Below are 20,663 nucleotides of genomic sequence, written 5' to 3' on the forward strand. Positions count from 1 at the left end.
CCACAGGAGATGACGATCGAGAGCAACCTACTCAAAGACAGTAGACAGCCGCAGATAGATACATGGCGCTCGAGACCATGGGTATTGCGCTTGGCATGATCGAGACGCGTGGGCTGGTGCCGGCAATCGAAGCGGCCGATGCGATGACGAAGGCCGCCGAGGTGCGGATGATCGGCCGTGAGTTCGTCGGCGGCGGCTATGTCACCGTGCTGGTGCGCGGCGAGACCGGTGCCGTGAACGCCGCCGTGCGCGCCGGCGCCGATGCCTGCGAGCGCGTCGGCGACGGCCTGGTGGCCGCGCACATCATCGCCCGTCCGCACCGCGAGGTGGAGCCGGTGCTGCCGACCGGAAGCGGCAGCAGCTCGGACTGATCGGGCGCGGCATCCAATCGAGCCGCCGCGCGGCGGGCTGGGTAGCTCCAGCTGTCGTCGCGGTCGGCCTCGAGCCTCATTGACACGATCGCGAAGCGGGTCACCTAGGCCCGGCGCGTCAACCCTAGGAGAAGTTCGATGGCACATGAAACGATGGGCATTGCCCTCGGAATGATCGAGACGCGCGGCCTGGTGCCGGCAATCGAAGCAGCCGACGCGATGACGAAGGCGGCGGAGGTCAGGATGATCGGCCGTGAGTTCGTCGGCGGCGGTTATGTCACCGTGCTGGTGCGCGGCGAGACTGGCGCCGTGAACGCCGCCGTGCGCGCCGGTGCCGACGCCTGCGAACGCGTCGGCGACGGCCTAGTGGCTGCGCACATCATTGCCCGTCCGCACCGCGAGGTGGAGCAGGTGCTACCGACTGGGAACGGCTCGGCGGACTGAGAGGGATCTAACAGGGGGCGAACAGGGGCCTAATCGGCCAAGCCGTGTCGGGTGAGCCTCACCTGCCACGGCGAGCCTGCTCGGCAAATCAGCATCGACGGACTGGGATCCACGCAGCGCATGCGTCACGCAACCGTTCATCCACGCACACTGGGCTATCTTGGCCGTGCTCTGAGTCTCGAATACTCGGCCGTGCAGCAGTACATGACGCAAGCAGCACTGGCCGAGGCTTGGGGCTTGAAGGAAGCGGCTGATCGGTTTCGCCGCGAAACCGTGGAGGAGATGCAGCACGCCGAACACCTGGTCAAGCGCATGCTCGGCCTTGGGGTCTCGCCGAATGCGTCGCAGATGCGTCCCGCAGGTGTGGCCCGGAATCTGATCGACCTGCTGCGCCAGGACGCCGTGCTCGAGGCCGAGATCGTCGCGCTCTACGACGAGGCGACGCGCTTCTGCCGGCGCATTGGCGATCATGAGAATGGCGAGTTCTTCAATGGACTGCTCCAGGATGAACTGCATCACGCCGCCGAGATCGAGACCTGGCTCGAGGCCCTCGGGGTGCCCCGGCATCAACCGAATGAACGGGCCTATTTCTGATGGCCAGATCTACGGCCGACACCGGCGGTCATCCCTGGCGCGAGCGTGCGCGCCCGCTGCGCTTGGAGCGGCGCATTGAATTCGACGATTACGAGCCCTTGCGGGATTTCCTTGATCAGGTCGCGGTGCTGTCCGAAACAACCCAGGTCTTTCCGAACTTGAGCTTTGGCCGCACCTATGTGAACTTTACCCTGTTTGCAGAAGAGGGGGCGGAGCAGGTTGGGGAGGAGTTGCATGCCTTTGCGCGCCAGGTCGATGCGCTCCTGGATACCGCCGATGGCTCCTAAAGGTGCGGCCTGCGGGTCCATCATCTCGATGACCAACGCCTTGCACCTTGCATACTGGTTGGAGGATGGAACATGAGCGAAGAGAACACCCAATCCGCGTCGACCGGGGCGTCCACGCCCGCCTCGAGTTCGGCTGGCGCGACGACAACGACGCGCAAGAAGGCGCCGGTCAAGGCCGCCGCGCCGACCCGCAGGAGTCGCCCACAACGGACCGCGCCGGCCCAGAAGGGAGCCTTCGGTGTCGCGGCACTCGCCAGCGAAGCGCGGGCGCGGAATCCCTCCGTGGATGATCCCTTTCAAGGCGGTCATCGGATCTGGCCAGATTGAGCTTGCCATGCCGAGGCCGCTCGGTCCGGCAACAGCGCTCCTCAAAACCCACTCGTCCAAGTCCCGCGATGAGCCAACAGGCTGATCCTGGCATGGAGCCTGTCGAACCGAGGACTTGGTCGCATGGCCGGACGTAAACCCAAGGGCGTACCTGCTGGAAGCAGTCGTCACAGCGCGATGCCCCATACTACCGTCACTCCCGACGCCGTCGACGTGCGCACGAGCACCGGTGGTCATAGCTCGGATTATCTGATCCGACATACCACCCTGCGCCAACTGCAACTGCTCGAGGCCATCGTGCGGCTTGGCAGTTTCACCCGCGCCGCCGAGGAACTCTTCCTTACCCAGCCGACGGTCTCGATGCAGATCAAGAAGCTCTCCGAGGCCATCGGCACGCCGCTGTTTCGCCATGTCGGGCGCACCATCGAGCCGACCGACGCGGGCCGCGAGGTGCATGCAGCCTGTCGCGATATCCTCGGCACGCTGTCGAACCTCGAGATCAAGCTTGCCGATCTGAAGGGGCTGAAACGCGGCCGCTTGCGGCTCGGAGTGCTGACCACGGCCAAGTACGTCGCGCCCGAGATCCTCGGCGCCTTCTGCCAGGTCTATCCGGGCATTGATGTCTCGCTCAAGGTCACCAACCGCGAGCACATCCTCGAGCGGCTGCTGGGGCATGACGATGATCTCTATGTGATGGGGCAACCCCGCGAGGTCAACGATCAGATTCAGACCATCCCCTTCGCGCCGAATCCACTCGTCATGGTCGCCAGCGTCGATCATCCGCTGGCCGGGCAACGCGCGATCCCGCTCAGCGCCCTGGCCGAGGAGAATTTCATCCTGCGCGAGTCCGGCTCCGGGATTCGGGATGCGGTGCTCGCGCACTTTGCCGCCGGTGGTCTCGTGCCACGGGTGCGCATGCAGCTCGGCAGCAATGAGGCCATCAAACGCGCCATCGTCGGTGGTCTCGGGATTGCGGCCCTGTCCCTGCATTCGCTCACGCTCGAGAGTGCCGGCGGGCGTCTCGCGTTGCTCGATGTCGAGGGGTTTCCGATTATCCGTCGTTGGCACCTGGTCTATTCTCGGGCGCGCGAACTGTCGCTCATTGCGCGCACCTTTCTGGATTTTGCCATCGACTACGAGCCAGAGATTCGGGCGCGCCTGGCCGAGGCCGAGACCAATTTCGCGCGTGTGCGCGACAGCCTGATCGCGCCATCGCGTTAAGCCTAGATAGCTTCCAGCCATGCCTCCAGACCAATATCCTTATCCCGTTTTTCGCATCGGCATCATTGGCGGCGGCCAGCTCGGGCGCATGCTGGTCAAGGCGGCCAAGCGCATCGGCTGTACCTGCGTCGTGCTCGATCCCACCCCGGGATCGCCGGCCGGTCAAGTCTCGGGGCGCCAGATCCTGGCCGATTCACATGATCCGGACGCCTTGCAGCAGCTGGCGGATCAGGTCGATGTGATCACCTTCGATATCGAGGACATCGATGTCGCTATCTTGAGCACGATCGCGCGGCGCGGGCATCGCATCTTGCCGCCCACGGCACTGCTCGCCGAGATTCAGGACAAGCTGCGGCAGAAGCAGTTGCTGCTCCGGCTCGGCATCCCGAGCGCCGAGTTCGTCGCCGCCGAGCAGCCGGATGCGGACAGCTTCGCCCGCTTCGGTTATCCACTGGTGCAGAAGGCCCGGCGCGGAGGCTACGACGGTCGCGGCGTGGTGGTGATGCACTCGCCGGCCGATTTTGCCCAAGCGCTGCCAGTGCCCTCGTTGATCGAGCGTTTTATCCCGGCGGCCAAGGAACTGGCGGTGATCGTGGTGCGCGGTCAGGATGGCGAGGTACGCAGCTATGATCCGGTGGAGATGTGCTTCCGCCCCGGCGAGAACATCCTCGATATCCTACTGGCACCGGCAAGGCTACCGGCCGAAACCGCCGCCGCAGCCTGCCGCCTTGCCATCGAGACGGTCACCGCGCTGGAGGGGGTCGGCATCTTCGGCATCGAGCTGTTCCTCACCGAGGACGGCGAGCTGCTGGTCAACGAGGTGGCACCGCGCACGCATAATTCTGGCCACTACACCATCGAAGCCTGCATCACCGATCAGTTCGAGCAGCATCTGCGCGCGATCACCGGGCTGCCGCTCGGGGTGACCGATCAGCTGATGCCGGCGGCGATGATCAATCTGCTCGGCGCGCCGGGTGCGTCCGGCCCCCCGGTGATTCGGGGCCTGCGTGCGGCGCTCGCGATTCCCGGCGTCTCGGTGCATCTGTATGGTAAGGCCGAGACCCGGCCGTTCCGCAAGATGGGTCATGTGACGGTTCTGGATGCGGACATCGAACGCGCGCGCGAGAAAGCAGAGCAGGTGCGCGCCTTGATCGAGATTGGAGGCGAGCGAGACTGATGAGCATGCGTCAAGACAAGCCCCTAGTTGGCGTCATCATGGGCAGTGATTCGGACCTGCCGGTGATGCAGGCCGCAGCCGAGATCCTCGACGAACTGCGAGTGTCCTACGAACTCAGCATCGTCTCCGCCCATCGCACCCCGAAGCGGCTGTTCACCTATGCCGAGCAGGCCGCCGAGCGTGGCCTGCGGGTGATCATCGCCGGAGCGGGCGGCGCGGCGCATCTGCCTGGCATGATCGCGGCGATCACGCCCCTACCGGTGATCGGCGTGCCGGTCAAATCAGCGGCGCTCTCGGGGCAGGATTCGCTGTTGTCGATCGTGCAGATGCCGGCCGGGGTGCCGGTGGCGACCGTCGCCATCGACGGTGCCAAGAACGCCGGGCTGTTGGCGGCGCAGATCCTGGGGACCGCCGATCTCGAGCTGCGCCAGCGGGTTCAGCACTACAAGGAGAACCTCGAGGCGCAGGTGCTGACCAAGGCGCAACGGGTCGAGGCTGGCGAGATCACCGCCGAGACCGTCCGCGCCGCACGCGGTGTGCGCTGAGGCCCGGGCTGTAACGCCGCTGAGGTGCGTCTCATGGAGATCGCCGAGCTACTCGCCTTCGGGGTCCAAAACAACGCCTCGGACCTGCATCTCTCGGCCGGTCTGCCGCCGATGATCCGAGTCGATGGCGACATGCGTCGGATCAACGCACCCGCGCTCGAGCATCGCGCGGTGCATGCGCTGATCGACGCGATCATGAACGACAAGCAGCGCAAGGATTACGAGGCGTTCCTCGAGGCCGATTTCTCGTTCGAACTCCCCGGTGTCGCGCGCTTCCGCGTCAATGCCTACAACCAGAAGCGGGGCGCGGCTGCAGTTTTCCGCACCATCCCGTGCAAGGTGTTGACGCTCGATGATCTGCAGGCGCCGGAGAGCTTCAAGCACATCGTCGCTGTGCCGCGCGGCTTGGTGCTGGTGACCGGGCCGACCGGCTCGGGGAAATCGACCACGCTTGCGGCGATGGTCGATGATGTGAACGACAAGGAGTACGGGCACATCCTCACCATCGAGGATCCGATCGAGTTCGTCCACGTCAGCAAGCGCTGCCTGATCAACCAGCGCGAGGTGCACCGCGATACCCTCGGCTTCAGCGAGGCGCTGCGCTCGGCACTGCGGCAAGACCCGGACATCATCCTGGTCGGCGAGTTGCGCGATCTCGAGACCATCCGACTCGCGCTGACCGCCGCCGAGACCGGCCATCTAGTGTTCGCCACCCTGCATACCAGCTCTGCGGCCAAGACCATCAACCGCATCGTCGATGTCTTTCCGGCCGCCGAGAAGGCCATGGTACGCTCGATGCTCTCGGAATCCCTACGCGCGGTGATCGCGCAGACGCTGCTGAAGAAAACCGGCGGCGGTCGCATCGCCGCCCACGAGATCATGATCGGCACCCCCGCGATCCGCAATCTGATCCGCGAGGATAAGATCGCGCAGATGTACTCCTCAATCCAAACCGGTCAGGCGCACGGCATGCAGACCCTAGATCAGAACCTGACCGAGCTGCTCAAGCGCGGGCTGATCTCCAAGGCCGATGCACGCGGTCAGGCGCAGAACAAAGAGACCTTTCAATAGCGCCAAGCGCTAGAGTGCCGCAGAGCCACAAACAGCGCGCAGTGGCGTGACCACGAGCAAGTGGCGTTAGTGCTGAGCGCGCGCTGCGTGTGAGTCGCTGTAATCGCCGCTCTCGGGCCGAAAGCGCGCCGGCACCGGCGCCAGCGAGCGTAACCGCAGATGCAACGCAGCCTTGGCCAGCAGGTGTGCGCTCACCGGCGTCGTCATGAAGAGAAACAGCGCGACGAGCAGCTCTACCGGCGTCGTTGCCGAGCCTTCGGCGGCAAAATACAGCGCCGATGCCGCGAGCATGCCGCCGACGCCTAGGGTCGTCGACTTGGTGGGACCATGCAGCCGACAGAAGAAGTCCGGTAACGACGCCAGGCCGATCGAGCCGATTAGGGTGAACGCAGCCCCGAGCAGGATGAGCAAGGCGATGACGGTATCGATCAGCATCATGAGCGCCCTCGTGGCGGATCTATTCGGCGGGTCTATTCGATCAGGTTGCCGCGCAGCAGGTAGCGGCAGAGCGCGGCGGTGGCGATAAAGCCGAGCAGCGCCAGCAGGAGCGCCGAGGCGAAGTACAGCATGTTGTGGAACTGGATGCCGAGCAGTACCAGCAGCGCGATGCTGTTGGTGTAGAGCGTATCCAGCGCCAAGATCCGGTCGGGCATGTCGGGGCCGCGCAGGGCGCGCCACAGGTTGAGCAGCAACGCCAGACTGAGCATGGTCAGCGCGGCGCCGATCGCGACATCGAGGACATTCATGGAAACATCTCCAGCAGCAGGCGTTCGTAACGGTCCTTGATCATTGCGCATTCGGCGGCGGTATCGGCCGGATCGGGCGCATCGAGCAGATGCAACAACAGCACACGCCGATCGGCACTCAGGTCCGCCGACAATGAGCCTGGTGATAGCGAGATGGTGGTCGCTAGGACGTAAAGCGCAAAGGGCTCATTCAACGCGAGTGGCAGCTCGACGAAGGCGGGTCGCGGATGGCGCGAGGGCGTTAGGATCAACGCGGCGATGCGCAGGTTGGCAATGACGACATCCACCGCGACTCGCCATAGATAGAGGACGATCAGGAGCGGGCGGCGCGGCCTGAGTCGGCCTGCCCAAAAGCGGCTTGAGGCCGTGGTGACCGCCAACGCCAGGATGGTCCCGAGCACGATCTGACCGAACGCAAGGCTCCCCTGCAGCAGCAGCCAGAGGAGCGTCAAGGACAAGACCGCGAGTGGATAGCCGAGCAGCGGTTTGACAAGGCGCATCATTGATGACCTCCACTGTTCGCCGAGGCCGTGGCGGCCGATAGCGTGTCGACCGGTTCCAGTCCGCTGATTGCGATGATGGCAGCCGCAGACGGATCGACCGGTTCTAAACCTCTGATCGCGGCGTTGAAGTCACCGCCATCCAGGAGCTGTAACGCGGCCGCCTCGGTGTAGCCTGCAATCGGGTCGGCGAGGAGGGCCAACAGCGGGCTGGCACCCAACAGGACGGACGCGACCGGCGCATGTGCGAAGCGCCCGCCAGCAGTACCGGCCGGCGCCGGCGACCCCCGCCAGAACAGCGTCACCCCGGCTCGCGACAGTCCGACCACCACCAGCAGGCTGGAGCCGAGCACGACGATCCAGCTCAGTATCCAGCTTAGCATCCAGCCTGGATGCAATCCCGGCGCTTCCCCGCCCGCCGCATTCGCGCTCTGCAGAGCCTGCAGGATCATTGCCTTGCCGACGAATCCGCTCAACGGCGGCAGACCAGCAATAGCGACGGTACCGAGCAGGAACAGCGCCCCCAGCCAAGCGGCCGCCGGCGGCTGCTGACCCGGTCGCAGCCAGGAACCTCGCGGCCGGCCCTGGCTGATGACATCGATCAGCAGGAACAGCGCTGCGGTGACCAAGGTGGTGTGGATCAGGTAGTAAAGACCGGCGCCGATGCCTGCGGCGGTTCCAACGGCGACACCGGCCAACAGCGTCCCGACCGACACCAGGACCAGATACGCGGTCATGACACGCAGCTCGGCGGCGGCCACCACGCCAATGGCACCGGCCGCCATTGTCAGCAGCGCCCCCGTCGCGATGACCGTTTGGATGGGCAGCTCGGCCAAGGCTCCGCTGCCGTCCGTGGCACAGATCGGGATCACGGCGAACAGCCGTAACAGGGCGTAGACACCCACCTTGGTCATGATTGCGAACAGCGCCGCCACGGGCGCCAGTGCCGCGCTATAGGCCGGAACCAGCCAGGCGTGCAACGGCACCAGGGCGGCTTTGAGCGCGAAGGCGCTGGTCAGGAGCAGCAGACCGGCACCGGCCACGGGTGCCTGAGCGGGTGACAGGGCTCGCAGCCGCTCGCTCAGCTCCGCCAGGTTCAAGGTGCCGACCACAGCATAGAGCGACGCCACGCCGATCAGAAACAGGCTCGAGCCGATCATGTTGAGGACGACATAGTGCAACGCGGCACGGCTGCGCGCGGGGCCGCCGCCTTGGACCAAGAGCCCGTAGGAGGCGATCAATAAGACCTCGAAGAAGACGAACAGATTGAACAGGTCGGCGGTCAGAAAGGCGCCGGCCAGACCGAACAACTGCAGTTGGAACAAGGCATGAAAATGACGGCCGTCGCGGTCTGCGGCGTCGGGGCTCAGGCAGAGGTGCGCGATCACCGCCAACGCCAGGGCACTGGTGAGCGTCAGCATCAGTGCCGAGAGCCGGTCGGCGGCCAGCACGATGCCGTAAGGCATGGGCCAGTCGCCGATCAAAGTGGCCGCGATATGCCCCTGTGCGCTCAGCGTCAGCAGCCCGAGTGCCGCGCCAAATTGACCGACGGCGCCGATCAGGCCGAGCTTGCGCTGCTGGCGCAGTGGCATCACCGGGCGAGCGAACAGCCAGGCGCCGAGGCCGAGCGGCAGCGCGATGGGCAGGATCAGTAGCAGGCTCACTGCTGCCCCTCGTCGTGTTGAGATTCGCTGCGCTGGGCGTTGAAGCGCTGGGTGTCGAGCGGCAGGGCGTCAACACGTTCGGAGCCGAGGTCGGATAAGGCGCGCAGGACCAGCACCAGCACCAAGGCCGTCATCGCGAAGCCGATGACAATGGCGGTCAGCACCAACGCTTGCGGCAGTGGATCGGCCATCAGCTCGAGCGCCTTGCCCTGCTCCATGAATGATGCCTGCACGGGCGTGCCCCCAACCTGCAGACCGCCTGCCGCGAACACGAATAGGTTGGTCGCATAGGTCAGCAGCATCAGCCCGAGCGCCACCGAGAAGCCGCGCGCACGCAGTACCAGATAGGTCCCGCAGCCCATCAGCAGGCCGATACTGCCGGCGAAGAGCCACAGCATCAGCCGCTCCTCCGGTCAGTCTGCTCGGAATCATTGAGATCAGGGACGCCGACGTGATCATGATCAGCCACGTCGACGTGATCGAAGCCGGCCTCGCCGGCGCGATCGAGGCCAGGAGCGCCGACCCGGCCAAGCCCATCCAGCACCATCAGCAGCATGCCACTGACGATCATCATGACGCCGATGTCAAACAGCAGCGTGCTCGTCAACATCAGATCGCCAAGCAAGGGCAGGCTGCCGTGCCAGAGCGCACTGGTCAGGAAGGGGCGACCAACGATCAGCGCCGCGAGACCGGTGCCCAGCGCCAGCAGAAGACCGCCGCCGATCAGCGGGAGCGTGCTCAGTTGAAGCTGCCGCTCGCTCCAGGCGCGTCCGTTCGCGATCTGCTGCACGATCAACGCGATGCCGATAACGAGCCCGGCGACGAAGCCGCCGCCAGGCGCCTGGTGGCCGCGCAGGAGCAGAAAGGCCGCCAGCATCAGCGCCGCCGGCAGCACTGGTCCTGACACCACCGAGAGCATCAGCGGATGCGCTGGCTCCATCGTGCTGCGGCCGATGGCGCCGAACTGGCGCAGCCGCAGGCCATCGAGCAGTACCATCACCGTTGCTGCGGTAATGGTCAACACGGTGATCTCACCCAGGGTATCGAGGGCGCGAAAATCCACCAGGATTGCATTCACCGCATTAGCGGCGCCGGCGGCCGGCTCGGCGAGCCGCAGGTACCAGTCGCCGCTACCCGGGGTGTGATGCCGCAGCATGCTGGCGGCCAGCGCCGCGCTCGCGCATCCCACCACCGCCGAAAGGAGCAGGTCGCGCCTGCGCCGCCAGACAGCGACCGGCCGCGCGTGGCCGCGCGGCAGCAGCGTCAGCACCAGCAGTAACAGCAGCGTGGTGACCAGCTCCACCGCAAGCTGGGTCAGCGCGAGGTCCGGGGCCGAGAAATGCACGAAGGCAAGGCTGACGATTAAGCCGATCACGCCGGTCAGCACCACGGCCATCAGCCGATGAGCCCGCTGTCGCAGCAGCGTCAAGGTCGCTGCGGCTAGCACGAGGGCAGCGGCGATGCTGGTGATATCAAGTGGTATCGCGAGCGATTGAGTGTCTGCAGCAGCGCTAGGCGATGCGCCAGACGTCGCCGCTTGAGCGAGCGCAACTCCAGTCGGCGGTTGTGCGCTGAGCCAGCCCAGGAAGCCAAGGCCGACGCCGACCGAGAGCAGCCAGGCCGTCGACTGCCGCAGCGAGGCTGGCTGCAGCCAGCGGCGCCACCGGCGACTCTGTCCCACCATGCGTGCAATGAACTGCTGAAACCAGGTCTCGGCGCGCCGGGCTGGGAAGTTGCGCCGATGGGCGGCGAACAGGGGTGAGCGCCGCGCGTAGAGGAGCACGCCACCACCGAGTGCGACGCCGCTCATCAAGAAGGTCAGCGAGAACCCGTGCCAGATCGCGAGATGGAACTCAGGCACGGGTCCCAGGATGCCGCCAACGCCGAGGCGTAGCATCGGTTCGATGGTCTGTTGCGGAAGCACACCGATGACCACACACAGCGCCGTTAGCACCTCGACCGGCAGGCGCATCCAACCCGGTGGTTCATGGGGCGAATCGCGCAGCGCGGGATCGGCTGCTGGATAAGGGCCATTGAAGAAGGTACCGTGGATGAAGCGCAGCGAATAGGCGACCGAGAACACCCCGCCAAGGATGGCGGCCACTGGCAACAGCGCCCGCAGCAGCAGCGGCCACTCGGCCATGCGCACGGAATGCAGGGTTTCGGAGAAGAACATCTCCTTGCTCAGGAAACCGTTCAGCAGCGGCACCCCGGCCATGGCCGCTGCGGCGATCATCGCCAACCCAGCGGTGACGGGGAAATAGGGATAGAGGCCGCGCAATCGGCGCAGATCGCGGCTACCGGTTTCGTGATCGATGATGCCAGCGGCCATGAACAAGGACGCCTTGAAGACGGCGTGATTGATCAGATGGAACAGGCCGGCAACGGCACCGAGCGGGGTACCGAGCCCGAACAAGAAGGTGATCAGGCCCAAGTGGCTGATCGTCGAGTAGGCCAGTAACCCCTTCAGGTCGTGCTTGAACAGTGCGATATAGGCACCGAAGACGAAGGTCGCGAGGCCGAGGCCGCCCACCAACGGAAACCAGGGCGTGCTCTCGGCGAAGACTGGAAAAAATCGCGCCAGCAAGAAAACGCCGGCTTTGACCATGGTGGCCGAATGCAGATAAGCCGAGATCGGCGTCGGTGCGGCCATCGCCGCCGGCAGCCAGAAATGGAAGGGCACCTGCGCTGATTTGGTCGCGACGCCGAGCAGGATCAGCACCAGGATCGGCAGCAGGAGCGGGTCGGCGCGCACCTGCTCGCCGGCGGCGAGCACCTCGCTGATCGAAAAGCTGCCCACCACCGAGCCGAGCAGCAGAAAGCCGGCGAGCAACGCCAGGCCACCACTGGCGGTCACCAGCAGCGCGGTGCGGGCACCATGGCGCGCCTCGGCCGATGTGGGGTCGTAGCCGATCAGCAGGAATGACAGCAGGCTGGTCAGCTCCCAGAAGATCAGCAGCAATAACAGATTGTCGGCCGTGACCAGGCCGAGCATCGCGGCCTGGAACAACAGCATGAAGGTGAAGAAGCGCCCGCGTGGGGCGTCCGTGGGCATGTAGTAGCGCGCATAGAGGCTCACCAGCAGCCCAATGCCCGCCACCAGCAGCACCATCAGCAGTGCAAGACCGTCGAGCCGCAGCGCGAACTCCAGCCCCAGCGTCGGCAGCCAGGGTATTCCCACTCGCAAAACCTCGCCGGCGGCGACGCTCGAGAGGCTCAGCAGCGCCGCTGCAAGGGTGACAACGCCAGTGCCAACGGCGAGTATCGATGGGGCGCGCACCGCCACCCGCTGGACCGGGACCGCCAGCGCGGCCGCCAGCAGCGGCGCGGCGATGATGACCACCAGGTTCATGATCAGTGCACGGGCGGATCGGTGCGCGGAACCTGATCGATCGGAGCGACCGGTTCGTCCGGCTTGCGCGGGGGCGTCGCGTCCTCGGGAACCTCGGTGATCATCATGTCCTGGGTGTCGTAATCCTCGAGCGTGCGCACACGGACGGCGAGCTGCTCGCCATCCCAGCGCAACTCGTTGAAGCTTGGCGGGGTTGAGCGCAGGCGCCGCGATAAGGTGCCGGCACCGATCATGCGCACCGGACCCTGTGCCGTCTCCTGCGTGAGGTCGAAGGCGTCATGGACATGGCCCGAGAGCACCGCCAGCACATTCCGCTTGGCCAGCTCGGTCAATGCCTTCTGGCCGTCTCTGGTCAGCGCGGTGCCTTGCGTGCCCGCTTCGCGCAGGGGATGGTGGGCGGTTACCAGCGCGCGCGTCCCGTCGGGCAGCGCATCGAGCATGCTGAGGCAGCGCCCCAGCGCCGCCTCGGTCACCCAGCCTTTCGACCAGTTCAAGCGCGGCTGCCATCGGGCGACCGTCTTCAGCGGCACGATGGCAAGCCCGGGCAAGTCAATTTCCACCTCCACCTTGTCGGCGATGGCGCGTATCCGCCGGTAAGGATCGAAGAAGCGCTCGATCGGGTTGAAATACGGCAAGTCGTGATTGCCCACCTCGACCGTGATCGGGGCGTCCAGCGACTGGATCCAGGCGCAGGCTGCGTCGAATTCATGCTGCCTGGCGCGCATCGTCAGATCCCCCGTGATCGCCACGGCGTCGGGCCGCTGGTTGGCAATTGCTTGCCTCGCCCAATCGAGCGCGCGATGGTCCTCAAGCCCGAAATGGATGTCGCTCAGGTGAAAGAGCAAGTAAGGATCAATCATCGGTAAAACTCCCCGGGCTGGTATCGTGTCGGTCGTCCGGCAAATCAAGTACCAGTCGCACGGGAACCCTACCGCATGAGCAGCGATTTCGACTAGCTCAAGGCCCGCCACTTTTACGACAAGGCCGTCACCCTGCAACGAAAAGGTGGAGTAGGTTGCTTCAGCTCAGCTGGTGCCGCTCGCCATCATCCGCGAGCGACACCACCGCCGCTTGATGCGCTTGATCCCACCACCAGTCGGTTGATGGGAGGCCGTCGAGCAGGATCTGCTCGGGCCGTTCGACCAAATGTAGCCGCAGCACGAGTTGGCGCGGATGCGGCTGCCAGCCGCCCCGGCGCCGTCCGACCATGAGGATCGGCCCTGTGCCACCGAACCTCATCTCTAACGAGGTTTCCGCCTGCGTGTCATTGGCAATGTCCCCGCTATCGCCGGCGTCCTCGATCAGCGTCCAAGCGCCGCTTTGTCCCTGTCCGTCGCCTGGATAGGCGTCTAGGATTAGCTCGGTCAGCGGCTCGCGCGTCGATTGCCGTATCGGTCCGAGGGTCAAGCAACTGCCGCTGCGGACCAGGATCGGCATGCGGCCCGGCGGTGCCGGTAGCAGACAGCGTCGATGCATGGCATTGGCATCGACATCGGCAGCGCGCGCCGCAGGCACACCGCCGTCGATCCGGCTGCCGGTGTGGAAGTCGTACCAGGCGCCGGGCGGCAGGAGAACCTCACGCTCGCTGACGCCGGGCTCACAGACCGGTGCGATCATCAGCAGTGGACCGACCATCAGCTGGTCTTCGATCGCGTGCAGCTCGGTCTCCTGCGGGAAATCGTAGAGCAGCGGCCGCAGGATCGGCTCGCCGGTGCGATGGGCGCGGTGCGCCAGGGTGTAGAGATAGGGCAAGAACTGGTAACGGCGCTCGATCGCGGTTCGCGCGACGGCCTCGATCTCATCGCCGAATGCCCAGGGCTCTTGGGGCGGGCTGCCGTAGTAGGCATGTGCGCGCATGAACGGATAGAAGGCGCCCAGCTCGATCCAGCGGGCGAAGAGTTCGCCGTCGCAGGCGCCGTAGAAGCCGCCGATGTCGACGCCGACGTGCGGCGAGCCGCTCAGGCCCATGCTTGCGAGCTGCGGCAGGCTGGTGCGCAGATCCTCCCAACTGGAGGCGTTGTCGCCCATCCAGCTGACGGCCCAGCGTTGGGCGCCGATGCTGGCGGATCGCGTCAGGACCCAAGGTCGGCGTTGTGGACGGAGCCGCTGGAGCCCTTCATAGGTGGCCCGTGCCATCAGGGTTCCATAGAGATTGTGGGCCTCGGCGTGGCAGGTCTCGGCGTCGTCGCCCTGTCTGGCATCCAGTGGAATCGCCAGCGCGGTGGCGCCTGGCACCTCGAACGGACGATCGACGATGGCTGGCTCGTTCATGTCGCACCAGATACCGTCGACGCCGGCAGCGAGCAGACCGGCGTGCAGGTCGCCCCACCAGCGGCGCGTCGCCGTGCGGCAGACATCCGGAAACAGCGATGCGCCAGGCCACACATAACCGGTGAACAGGTCGCCACCCGGACGGCGGATGAAATGGTCGCCGCGCAGTCCGGTCTCTAAAACCGGGTAACTGGAGCCGATGCATTTCACCCCCGGGTCGATGATGGTGACCGCGTGGATATCCTGCTGATGCAGGGCCTCGACGGTGGCGCGCGGGTTCGGGAAGCGCTCGCGGTCCCAGCTGAAGACGCGAAAGTCATCCATGTAGTCGATGTCGAGATGGATGGCGTCGATCGGGATGCGCCGGCTGCGGAACTCATTGGCGATCGCGCGGATCTCGGCATCGCTGCGGTAGCCCCAGCGCGACTGGTGATAGCCGAGCGCCCAGAGCGGTGGCAAGGCTGGCCGACCGGTCAGCCTTGTGATCTGCTCGACGACGGCGGCCGGGGTGGGGCCGGCGAAGAGGTAATAGTCGAGTTCACCGCCCAGGCTGAACAGACCCAGCGCGTCGGGCCGCTCGGCACCGAGATCGAAGTGGCTGTACCCGCTCGAGCCGAGCATCAGACCCCAGGCATAGCCGGGCCGCAGCGCGAGCAGCACCGGTTGCGATTGGTATAGGCAACCGTCGACCACGCTCAATCCTGGCGAGTGGATGTCCGTGGTCCAATGCGCCAGCCGTTGGCCGCAGCGGTTGAGCGCGCCGAAGCGCTGGCCGCAGCCGAACAGGCCCTCCTGCAGGTCCAGTGCCTTCTGCAGCCAGAGGCCAGTGGTGGCGGGGCCGGTCGACCAGCCGCATTCGGGTTGTTGGCTCGTGGTCGCGGCGGTGGCTGGCGCGACGCTCGGGGTCGTGGCTGACGCGACGGTCGAGGCGACGGCTGGTGCGAGCGCTGGGGCCAGGGTAGAGATCTCGTGGCGCTCAACGTGACGCCAGTGCACCGGGGTGAGATCACTCGCATAGGCGGCACCGTCAGCGTTGCTGAGCGAAAGGGCGCCCGTGTCGAGATCGAGCCTGGCCCGCATCGCACCGGTCTCGAGATGCAGGGCATGCGCTCGCTCCTCAACCGAGAGTCGGCCGCCGCTGAGCGATCTGGTCTGGTCCTGCCAGCTGTGGCTTGGCGCAAGCCGGCCAGCGGGCGCAACCCGGATGCGCAGGATATCGTCCGTGACGGCATCGATGCGGGTCAGCGCCTGCGCGTGCTCGGCGATGATCGACCCTGGCCCCGCCTGCCACTGGCAGACGCGACCAGGTGTCAGCTCGGCATGGTCGGGCATCTCAGCGATCGGGCGTTAGGGCTGCATCGTTTTGCGGTGCTGCATTTGGGCGCTCTCGAACTCCTCCTTGTCGATCTGACCGTCGCCATTTTGATCGATTTCTTCAAAGGAGGGTGCGTTGGCGAGATTGCGCATCTGATAACCCTGCTGCGAGCGCTCCTTGATGCGCTCCGCCCGGCCTTGGGCGAATTCATCCTCGCTGAGCAGACCATCGCCATCGGCATCGAAGGACGCGAACGTCGGCATCTGTCCGCCCATCCGGCCCATGCCAGGCCCCATTCCCCTTCCTGGTCCCATACCGGCGCCCTGTCCGGCACCGCCCATGCCGCCAGCGCCCATCCCTGCGCCGGGACCCATGCCGCTGCGGCTGCCCATGCGTTGGGCTCGAAAGTCTGCGAACTCCTTGATGGTCAGCTGGCCATCGCCGTTCTGGTCGATGTCGCTGAACTCTGGCGCGTTGGTCATTCCACGCATCGGCGCGCCAGCCTCGGAGCGGGCTGCACGGCGCTCGGAGCGCGCCTGGTTGAATTCCTCCTCGGTCACGATGCCGTCATCGTTGCGGTCGAGTTCGGTGAATCTCATCGGATCGCGCATGCCGGCCCCCGGTGGTGCGCTGTCCTGGGCAAGCACTGGGGCGAGCGCGGACAGGCTCAGCGCCCAGGTCAAGGTTAATCTAAGTGCGGTAGCTGTGGTGAATCTCATGGCTATCTCCATCGTTGGTTGGGTTGAGGCTGACCGGCTGCGGTTGCAGCGCTGACATCTACAGTGTGAACCACTGCCGGACGTATTGTGTGCAGCAAGTTTGAAACCAATTCCGTGTTGCGGTTTCAATCCTTGCGAGAGGATTCGCTCCGGTCAATCGGCCTTCCGCTGATCACCGGCCTCGCTGCGCTCGAAGCGCTGCTCGAGCTTGGGGAGCTGTTGTTGGCTGGTAATCAGGATGACCTCGTCGCCCGGCTTGATCGCCTTGACCTCGTGCGGCAGATAGAACTGCTCGTTGCGGTAGAGGCAGACGACCTGAGTGCGGTCTGGTAGGTCGAACTCCTCGATCGGACCCTTCTCGGAATCGTCGGCGCTGAGGCTGAAGATCGCCGCGTCACTGCGGATCACCGACGACAGTTCCAGCGACTTGCCGCCGGAGAGCATCTGTTTTAGGTGCGTGGCGACTGCCCGGTTGGGCATGATGCTGTCCTCAAGCCCAAGCTCAGCGGCGATATGCTGGAACTGCGGGTCATTCACGCGCGGAACCACGCGAGCGAACCCGAGCGAGCGGCCGATCAGCCCAGCCAGGATATTGGTCTGGTCGCTCTCCATCAGACAGAAGAGCACATCGGTGTTCTCGGGCTCGGCGTCGCGCAGGACATCCGGCATGGTGCCGTCACCGTGCACGAATCCGGCGTCGAGCCGCTCGGACAGCGCGTCGATGCGGTCGCGGTCACGTTCGATGATGATCACCGCGTGACCGTCCTCGAGCAGCAGCTCGGCGGTGGACAAGGTCAGCGAATTGCTACCGACAAATGCGGCTCTCATAGCGGTGTCGCTCTGGTTAACCTAGAAACGGCAGTTGAATGGCCCCCAAGGCGCTTGACGTACTCGCGAGTGATAGCGGCTGGCAGCCACGGGTGAGTGTCAGGCGGATGCGGAATTCCGGCAACGCAAAAGTGATGCACGCTCTACCAAGCGGTCAATGGCCGTTTCTAGGGCTAAGGTTTGCGTTTGCGCGCGAGCCAGGTCGGCGGATAGAGCACCACCAGCAGCGCCAGGACCTCCACGCGTCCGAACAGCATATCGGCGCAGAGCACCAGTTTCAGCGCCGGGTGGAGTTCGGGGCTGGTCAGGCCCGCCGAGAGGCCCGCATTTGCGGTTGCCGAGACCACCTCGAACAGACTCGCGAGTGGCGGTTGCCCAAGCCCCAGGAAGGCCAGCCAGGAGGTCAGCAGCACCATCACCCAGAACGCCAGCAGCTGTAGCGTCGCAGTCACCATCGGCGGCTCGATGCGCGCACCGCCGACCTGCGCATCCAGCACTGCGCGCTCGGCGATCGCGGTGCGGCGCAATGCCAGCTGCACGAGCCGGATGATGATCAGCAGCCGGATCAGCTTGATCCCGCCAGCGGTCGACCCGGTACAGCCGCCGATGCTCATCGACGTCATCAGCACCACCTGCGCCGTCGCCGGCAGGTCCGCGACAACGACCGTACTGAAACCGGTATCGGTCTGCGCCGAGACGCCGAGCGTGAAACCCTGTGCCAGTGCCTGCGGCCACGGCAGGCCGCTGGTCAGTGATGCGATGGCACTGAGTAACAACGCAGTGATCAGGATCGCGCCAAATAATGCAATCAGCTCCGGCTCATGCTTGAGCGCGCTCAGGCCACGGTGAGGCAGTCTTGCATACAGAGGAAGACTTACCGCAGCGGCGACGCAGATCAGCGAGAGCGTCGCGATCGTGGCACCGGATAATCCGGCGAGACTCTGATCGGACGGCGCGAAGCCGCCGGTTGCGACAGCCGGGAGCGCGTACAGCAAGGCATCCACTGGCGCGAGACCGGTCATCCAGACGGCGGCGATCGCGATCACGGTCAGCGCGAGATAGACCGCCGAGACGCGGCGGGCATGGCCGCGGGCGCCGGCGTCGGTGAGCTGCTCACCAGTGGTTTCCAACAGCCGGCGTGCGCTGGCGTGATGACGCATGATCAGCGCGACGGCGAGCACGGCGATCCCGAGCCCGCCGTACCACTGCATCCAGGCGCGCAGGAAGAGGACTGCCGGGTCGGCCTCATCGAGACCGCGCAGCAGCGTCAGCCCGGTGGTGGTGATGCCGGACATCGCTTCGAACAAGGCGTCGATCCTGCCGAGGCCAGCCGCCGTCAAGGGCCAGACCATGGCCAGGGCCGCGAACAGGAACGCCAGCCCGGTGACCGCGAGCGCCTCGTTCCATTGGATATCGCTGTGCTCAGAGCGAACCGGCCGCAGTCGCGAGATCGGCCAGCCGACGAGGAGCAGCACGGCGGCGGTTATCGCAAGCCGCAAGGCCAATTCGTTGCTCGCCTGGCTCCAGGCCGCGAACGCGGGGGGGACGCAGAGCGCCGCGAGGACGAGGAGCAGGCGTCCCAAGGTCCCCAGCACGACTTGCAGCCGGGCGGCCCGCATCAAGGTGTTCGCGGCGCGTTCGGTCATGGCGCCTCGGCGTTCGGGCGATGCCACGTCTTCCCGGTCGACAGACACTTGGACTGATTGAGCACCGCGCCGCTCGGGGTCGCATGGCAACCGCGTGAGTGCGTCGGGGTCAGGGGCCTCATCTGAGTTCATCCTGCCTGCCGGCCATCGGAAAGGCGACGATACCCGATGCCGGCGCTGCAGGCGATGGCTGGGCTGCCGTCAGCCCTCGCAAATCGGTGCAAAGCAACCAGATGGACAGCAAATGCCCCAGTCATCCCGCTGCGTACAGGAGACGAGACCGGCGTTGGCCAAAGACGCAGGCCAAAGACACTGGCCGAGATCCTAGCCGAGCGGTATCGCAGTCGAACTCACTGAAAGACTTGCAACAACCCGCGCGTCGAATTGGCCCAGCGTATGCTAATCCCAACATATGCTCATCCCGTTGTGACGAGCGCAAGACGCCTTGCACATTGAGACGCTTGCTGCTGCCAACCATGGACCTGTTCGAGGAGAACTCAAGCTTATGACCACGCGGTCCATCTACACCACTACGCCTGGGAAGGTCGCATCGTTGGACCTCGACCCGAGTCACGAACGCCTGACCGAGTTGGAGCGCCGCTCTTTGCTCGCCGAGCAGGCGCGTGAACAGGCCCATAGCCTGCGCTCGCCGCTGAGCGTGATCGAATTGGTCTCGGAGACGCTGCAGCTTGAACTCGGAGAGGACCAGAGTCGTGCAGAGCGAATACAACGGGTGCTCGATGCGGTCTCGACCCTGTCGATGAATTTGACCCAGAATGTCCGTTCCAATCGCTTCGCCGATGGACCCAAGCGCCCGGTCGATGCGGCCAGGGTCGCCGCAGAGGTCGTCTTGGCGTTCGGAGGCCGAGTTGCGGCTGGGACTTCGATGCCGCTGGAGGACGCCCTGGGTGAGGATGCACCGATGGTGCTGACCGACGAGCAGGGTTTACAGGCGGCCTTGGTGCATCTGTTGCGCCTCATCGGCATCGGCCATGCTTGTAACGGGGTGTGCGCGCAGCAGCCGTTGCTCAGGGTCGAGCAGGACCAGTACGCCCAGCGGCTGCGGTTGTGCTTGATGAGCGAAGGCAAGAAGCCTGAAGGCCCGATCCCAACTGAGCGGGCAGACTACCGCCTGATGCTCAAAGCGGTCGAGCGCGTCGTGCGCGAGAGCGACGGTGTACTCGTGCTCGGCGAGGATCACGCGACCCTCGAGCTGCCACTGGCACAGGACTGACGCCGTGAGTAGTTCCCGATCGTCGTGCTCTTGCAAGGCGCGCTTGCTAATCAGGTGTGGCTAAGCAGTGACTTTGATGAATCATAGCCTCGGTGCGAGGATAGGATCAAAGTCGTTTCAGCTCTGGTTGAGGGTTAAGGTCATGTCGCTCGCCTGATCTCGAAGCTGTCGCTGGTCGTGGATAGGGTCGCTCTGACGACGTCTCCAACGCAAGCTTTCTGCCGCTATTCAGATGAGATGGCCCGTTACCCGGTCAAGCGCGCCACCACCGTACTGACCTGATCCACCCGCTTGGTCGGATCAGCCATCTCCATGCTGAACCGCAGCGCGCCGGCGGCCTGATCGAGCTTG

21 protein-coding genes are annotated in these 20,663 nt (G+C 65.3%); 10 read left to right on the forward strand and 11 right to left on the reverse strand.

Annotation, left to right across the window (positions count from 1 at the left end; genetic code table 11):
* Positions 1 to 62 precede the first annotated feature (62 nt).
* From csoS1 (AC54T3_RS15700) to AC54T3_RS15740, 9 genes are all read left to right on the forward strand, one after another.
* Positions 63 to 371 carry an alpha-carboxysome major shell protein CsoS1 gene (gene csoS1, locus AC54T3_RS15700; protein WP_496626243.1) on the forward strand — a complete coding sequence of 103 codons (309 nt, stop codon included), beginning with the start codon at positions 63 to 65 and terminating at the stop codon, positions 369 to 371.
* A gap of 138 nt (positions 372 to 509) precedes the next feature.
* Positions 510 to 815 carry an alpha-carboxysome major shell protein CsoS1 gene (csoS1, locus tag AC54T3_RS15705; protein ID WP_496626245.1) on the forward strand — a complete coding sequence of 102 codons (306 nt, stop codon included), beginning with the start codon at positions 510 to 512 and terminating at the stop codon, positions 813 to 815.
* Positions 816 to 935: 120 nt separating this feature from the next.
* Positions 936 to 1,409, forward strand: coding sequence for a ferritin-like domain-containing protein (locus AC54T3_RS15710; RefSeq protein WP_496626247.1), 474 nt, complete (start codon positions 936 to 938; stop codon positions 1,407 to 1,409).
* Positions 1,409 to 1,696, forward strand: a complete 288-nt coding sequence (locus AC54T3_RS15715) for a 4a-hydroxytetrahydrobiopterin dehydratase (RefSeq protein ID WP_496626248.1) — start codon at positions 1,409 to 1,411, stop codon at positions 1,694 to 1,696. The genes AC54T3_RS15710 and AC54T3_RS15715 overlap by 1 nt, the downstream gene beginning before the upstream one ends.
* Positions 1,697 to 1,768: 72 nt before the next feature.
* Positions 1,769 to 2,023, forward strand: a complete 255-nt coding sequence (locus AC54T3_RS15720) for a hypothetical protein (RefSeq protein ID WP_496626249.1) — start codon at positions 1,769 to 1,771, stop codon at positions 2,021 to 2,023.
* A gap of 177 nt (positions 2,024 to 2,200) precedes the next feature.
* Complete coding sequence (locus AC54T3_RS15725) at positions 2,201 to 3,244, forward strand: LysR family transcriptional regulator (RefSeq protein WP_496626250.1); 1,044 nt, start codon at positions 2,201 to 2,203, stop codon at positions 3,242 to 3,244.
* Between the two features lie 19 nt (positions 3,245 to 3,263).
* The gene (locus AC54T3_RS15730; protein WP_496626252.1) at positions 3,264 to 4,421 is read left to right on the forward strand and encodes a 5-(carboxyamino)imidazole ribonucleotide synthase; all 1,158 of its coding nucleotides are present in this window, start codon (positions 3,264 to 3,266) and stop codon (positions 4,419 to 4,421) included.
* Positions 4,421 to 4,966, forward strand: a complete 546-nt coding sequence (purE, locus tag AC54T3_RS15735; protein WP_496626254.1) for a 5-(carboxyamino)imidazole ribonucleotide mutase — start codon at positions 4,421 to 4,423, stop codon at positions 4,964 to 4,966. The genes AC54T3_RS15730 and purE overlap by 1 nt, the downstream gene beginning before the upstream one ends.
* Before the next feature lie 33 nt (positions 4,967 to 4,999).
* Positions 5,000 to 6,037, forward strand: a complete 1,038-nt coding sequence (locus AC54T3_RS15740) for a type IV pilus twitching motility protein PilT (protein ID WP_496626255.1) — start codon at positions 5,000 to 5,002, stop codon at positions 6,035 to 6,037.
* Positions 6,038 to 6,103: 66 nt separating this feature from the next.
* Here the strand turns inward: AC54T3_RS15740 and AC54T3_RS15745 are convergent, their stop codons facing one another.
* From AC54T3_RS15745 to AC54T3_RS15795, 11 genes are all read right to left on the reverse strand, one after another.
* Entirely contained in the window at positions 6,104 to 6,475 is a 372-nt protein-coding gene (locus AC54T3_RS15745; protein WP_496626257.1) for a Na+/H+ antiporter subunit G, read from the reverse strand.
* A 32-nt stretch (positions 6,476 to 6,507) separates the two neighbouring features.
* Complete coding sequence (locus tag AC54T3_RS15750) at positions 6,508 to 6,783, reverse strand: K+/H+ antiporter subunit F (RefSeq protein ID WP_496626259.1); 276 nt, start codon at positions 6,781 to 6,783, stop codon at positions 6,508 to 6,510.
* A complete protein-coding gene (locus AC54T3_RS15755; protein WP_496626261.1) occupies positions 6,780 to 7,286 on the reverse strand; it encodes a Na+/H+ antiporter subunit E in 507 nt (168 codons plus the stop codon). The genes AC54T3_RS15750 and AC54T3_RS15755 overlap by 4 nt, the downstream gene beginning before the upstream one ends.
* Entirely contained in the window at positions 7,283 to 8,947 is a 1,665-nt protein-coding gene (locus AC54T3_RS15760; protein ID WP_496626263.1) for a monovalent cation/H+ antiporter subunit D, read from the reverse strand. The genes AC54T3_RS15755 and AC54T3_RS15760 overlap by 4 nt, the downstream gene beginning before the upstream one ends.
* Positions 8,944 to 9,345: a Na+/H+ antiporter subunit C gene (locus tag AC54T3_RS15765; protein WP_496626265.1), complete on the reverse strand. Its 402-nt coding sequence runs from the start codon at positions 9,343 to 9,345 to the stop codon at positions 8,944 to 8,946. The genes AC54T3_RS15760 and AC54T3_RS15765 overlap by 4 nt, the downstream gene beginning before the upstream one ends.
* Positions 9,345 to 12,299 carry a hydrogen gas-evolving membrane-bound hydrogenase subunit E gene (gene mbhE, locus AC54T3_RS15770; protein WP_496626266.1) on the reverse strand — a complete coding sequence of 985 codons (2,955 nt, stop codon included), beginning with the start codon at positions 12,297 to 12,299 and terminating at the stop codon, positions 9,345 to 9,347. The genes AC54T3_RS15765 and mbhE overlap by 1 nt, the downstream gene beginning before the upstream one ends.
* Positions 12,300 to 12,301: 2 nt before the next feature.
* Complete coding sequence (locus AC54T3_RS15775) at positions 12,302 to 13,144, reverse strand: metallophosphoesterase family protein (RefSeq protein WP_496626267.1); 843 nt, start codon at positions 13,142 to 13,144, stop codon at positions 12,302 to 12,304.
* A 175-nt stretch (positions 13,145 to 13,319) separates the two neighbouring features.
* On the reverse strand, positions 13,320 to 15,902 hold the full coding sequence (locus tag AC54T3_RS15780) for a glycoside hydrolase family 31 protein (RefSeq protein WP_496626268.1): 2,583 nt from the start codon (positions 15,900 to 15,902) through the stop codon (positions 13,320 to 13,322).
* Between the two features lie 15 nt (positions 15,903 to 15,917).
* On the reverse strand, positions 15,918 to 16,604 hold the full coding sequence (locus AC54T3_RS15785) for an EF-hand domain-containing protein (protein ID WP_496626269.1): 687 nt from the start codon (positions 16,602 to 16,604) through the stop codon (positions 15,918 to 15,920).
* A gap of 153 nt (positions 16,605 to 16,757) precedes the next feature.
* A complete protein-coding gene (locus AC54T3_RS15790) occupies positions 16,758 to 17,432 on the reverse strand; it encodes a potassium channel family protein (RefSeq protein ID WP_496626270.1) in 675 nt (224 codons plus the stop codon).
* Positions 17,433 to 17,605: 173 nt separating this feature from the next.
* Positions 17,606 to 19,078, reverse strand: a complete 1,473-nt coding sequence (locus AC54T3_RS15795; protein WP_496626271.1) for a TrkH family potassium uptake protein — start codon at positions 19,076 to 19,078, stop codon at positions 17,606 to 17,608.
* 505 nt (positions 19,079 to 19,583) lie between these two features.
* Here AC54T3_RS15795 and AC54T3_RS15800 point away from each other — a divergent pair.
* Positions 19,584 to 20,312, forward strand: a complete 729-nt coding sequence (locus tag AC54T3_RS15800) for a histidine kinase (RefSeq protein ID WP_496626272.1) — start codon at positions 19,584 to 19,586, stop codon at positions 20,310 to 20,312.
* Positions 20,313 to 20,663: the final 351 nt, after the last annotated feature.

Source organism: Halochromatium sp. NSM3 (assembly GCF_059621085.1).

Coding starts and splice junctions, on each gene's coding strand:
- csoS1 (WP_496626243.1), top strand. CDS start 63: ATGGCGCTCGAGACCATGGGTATTGCGCTTGGCATGATCGAGACGCGT.
- csoS1 (WP_496626245.1), top strand. CDS start 510: ATGGCACATGAAACGATGGGCATTGCCCTCGGAATGATCGAGACGCGC.
- AC54T3_RS15710 (WP_496626247.1), top strand. CDS start 936: ATGCGTCACGCAACCGTTCATCCACGCACACTGGGCTATCTTGGCCGT.
- AC54T3_RS15715 (WP_496626248.1), top strand. CDS start 1,409: ATGGCCAGATCTACGGCCGACACCGGCGGTCATCCCTGGCGCGAGCGT.
- AC54T3_RS15720 (WP_496626249.1), top strand. CDS start 1,769: ATGAGCGAAGAGAACACCCAATCCGCGTCGACCGGGGCGTCCACGCCC.
- AC54T3_RS15725 (WP_496626250.1), top strand. CDS start 2,201: ATGCCCCATACTACCGTCACTCCCGACGCCGTCGACGTGCGCACGAGC.
- AC54T3_RS15730 (WP_496626252.1), top strand. CDS start 3,264: ATGCCTCCAGACCAATATCCTTATCCCGTTTTTCGCATCGGCATCATT.
- purE (WP_496626254.1), top strand. CDS start 4,421: ATGAGCATGCGTCAAGACAAGCCCCTAGTTGGCGTCATCATGGGCAGT.
- AC54T3_RS15740 (WP_496626255.1), top strand. CDS start 5,000: ATGGAGATCGCCGAGCTACTCGCCTTCGGGGTCCAAAACAACGCCTCG.
- AC54T3_RS15745 (WP_496626257.1), bottom strand. CDS start 6,475: ATGATGCTGATCGATACCGTCATCGCCTTGCTCATCCTGCTCGGGGCT.
- AC54T3_RS15750 (WP_496626259.1), bottom strand. CDS start 6,783: ATGAATGTCCTCGATGTCGCGATCGGCGCCGCGCTGACCATGCTCAGT.
- AC54T3_RS15755 (WP_496626261.1), bottom strand. CDS start 7,286: ATGATGCGCCTTGTCAAACCGCTGCTCGGCTATCCACTCGCGGTCTTG.
- AC54T3_RS15765 (WP_496626265.1), bottom strand. CDS start 9,345: ATGCTGTGGCTCTTCGCCGGCAGTATCGGCCTGCTGATGGGCTGCGGG.
- mbhE (WP_496626266.1), bottom strand. CDS start 12,299: ATGAACCTGGTGGTCATCATCGCCGCGCCGCTGCTGGCGGCCGCGCTG.
- AC54T3_RS15780 (WP_496626268.1), bottom strand. CDS start 15,902: ATGCCCGACCATGCCGAGCTGACACCTGGTCGCGTCTGCCAGTGGCAG.
- AC54T3_RS15785 (WP_496626269.1), bottom strand. CDS start 16,604: ATGAGATTCACCACAGCTACCGCACTTAGATTAACCTTGACCTGGGCG.
- AC54T3_RS15790 (WP_496626270.1), bottom strand. CDS start 17,432: ATGAGAGCCGCATTTGTCGGTAGCAATTCGCTGACCTTGTCCACCGCC.
- AC54T3_RS15795 (WP_496626271.1), bottom strand. CDS start 19,078: ATGACCGAACGCGCCGCGAACACCTTGATGCGGGCCGCCCGGCTGCAA.
- AC54T3_RS15800 (WP_496626272.1), top strand. CDS start 19,584: ATGACCACGCGGTCCATCTACACCACTACGCCTGGGAAGGTCGCATCG.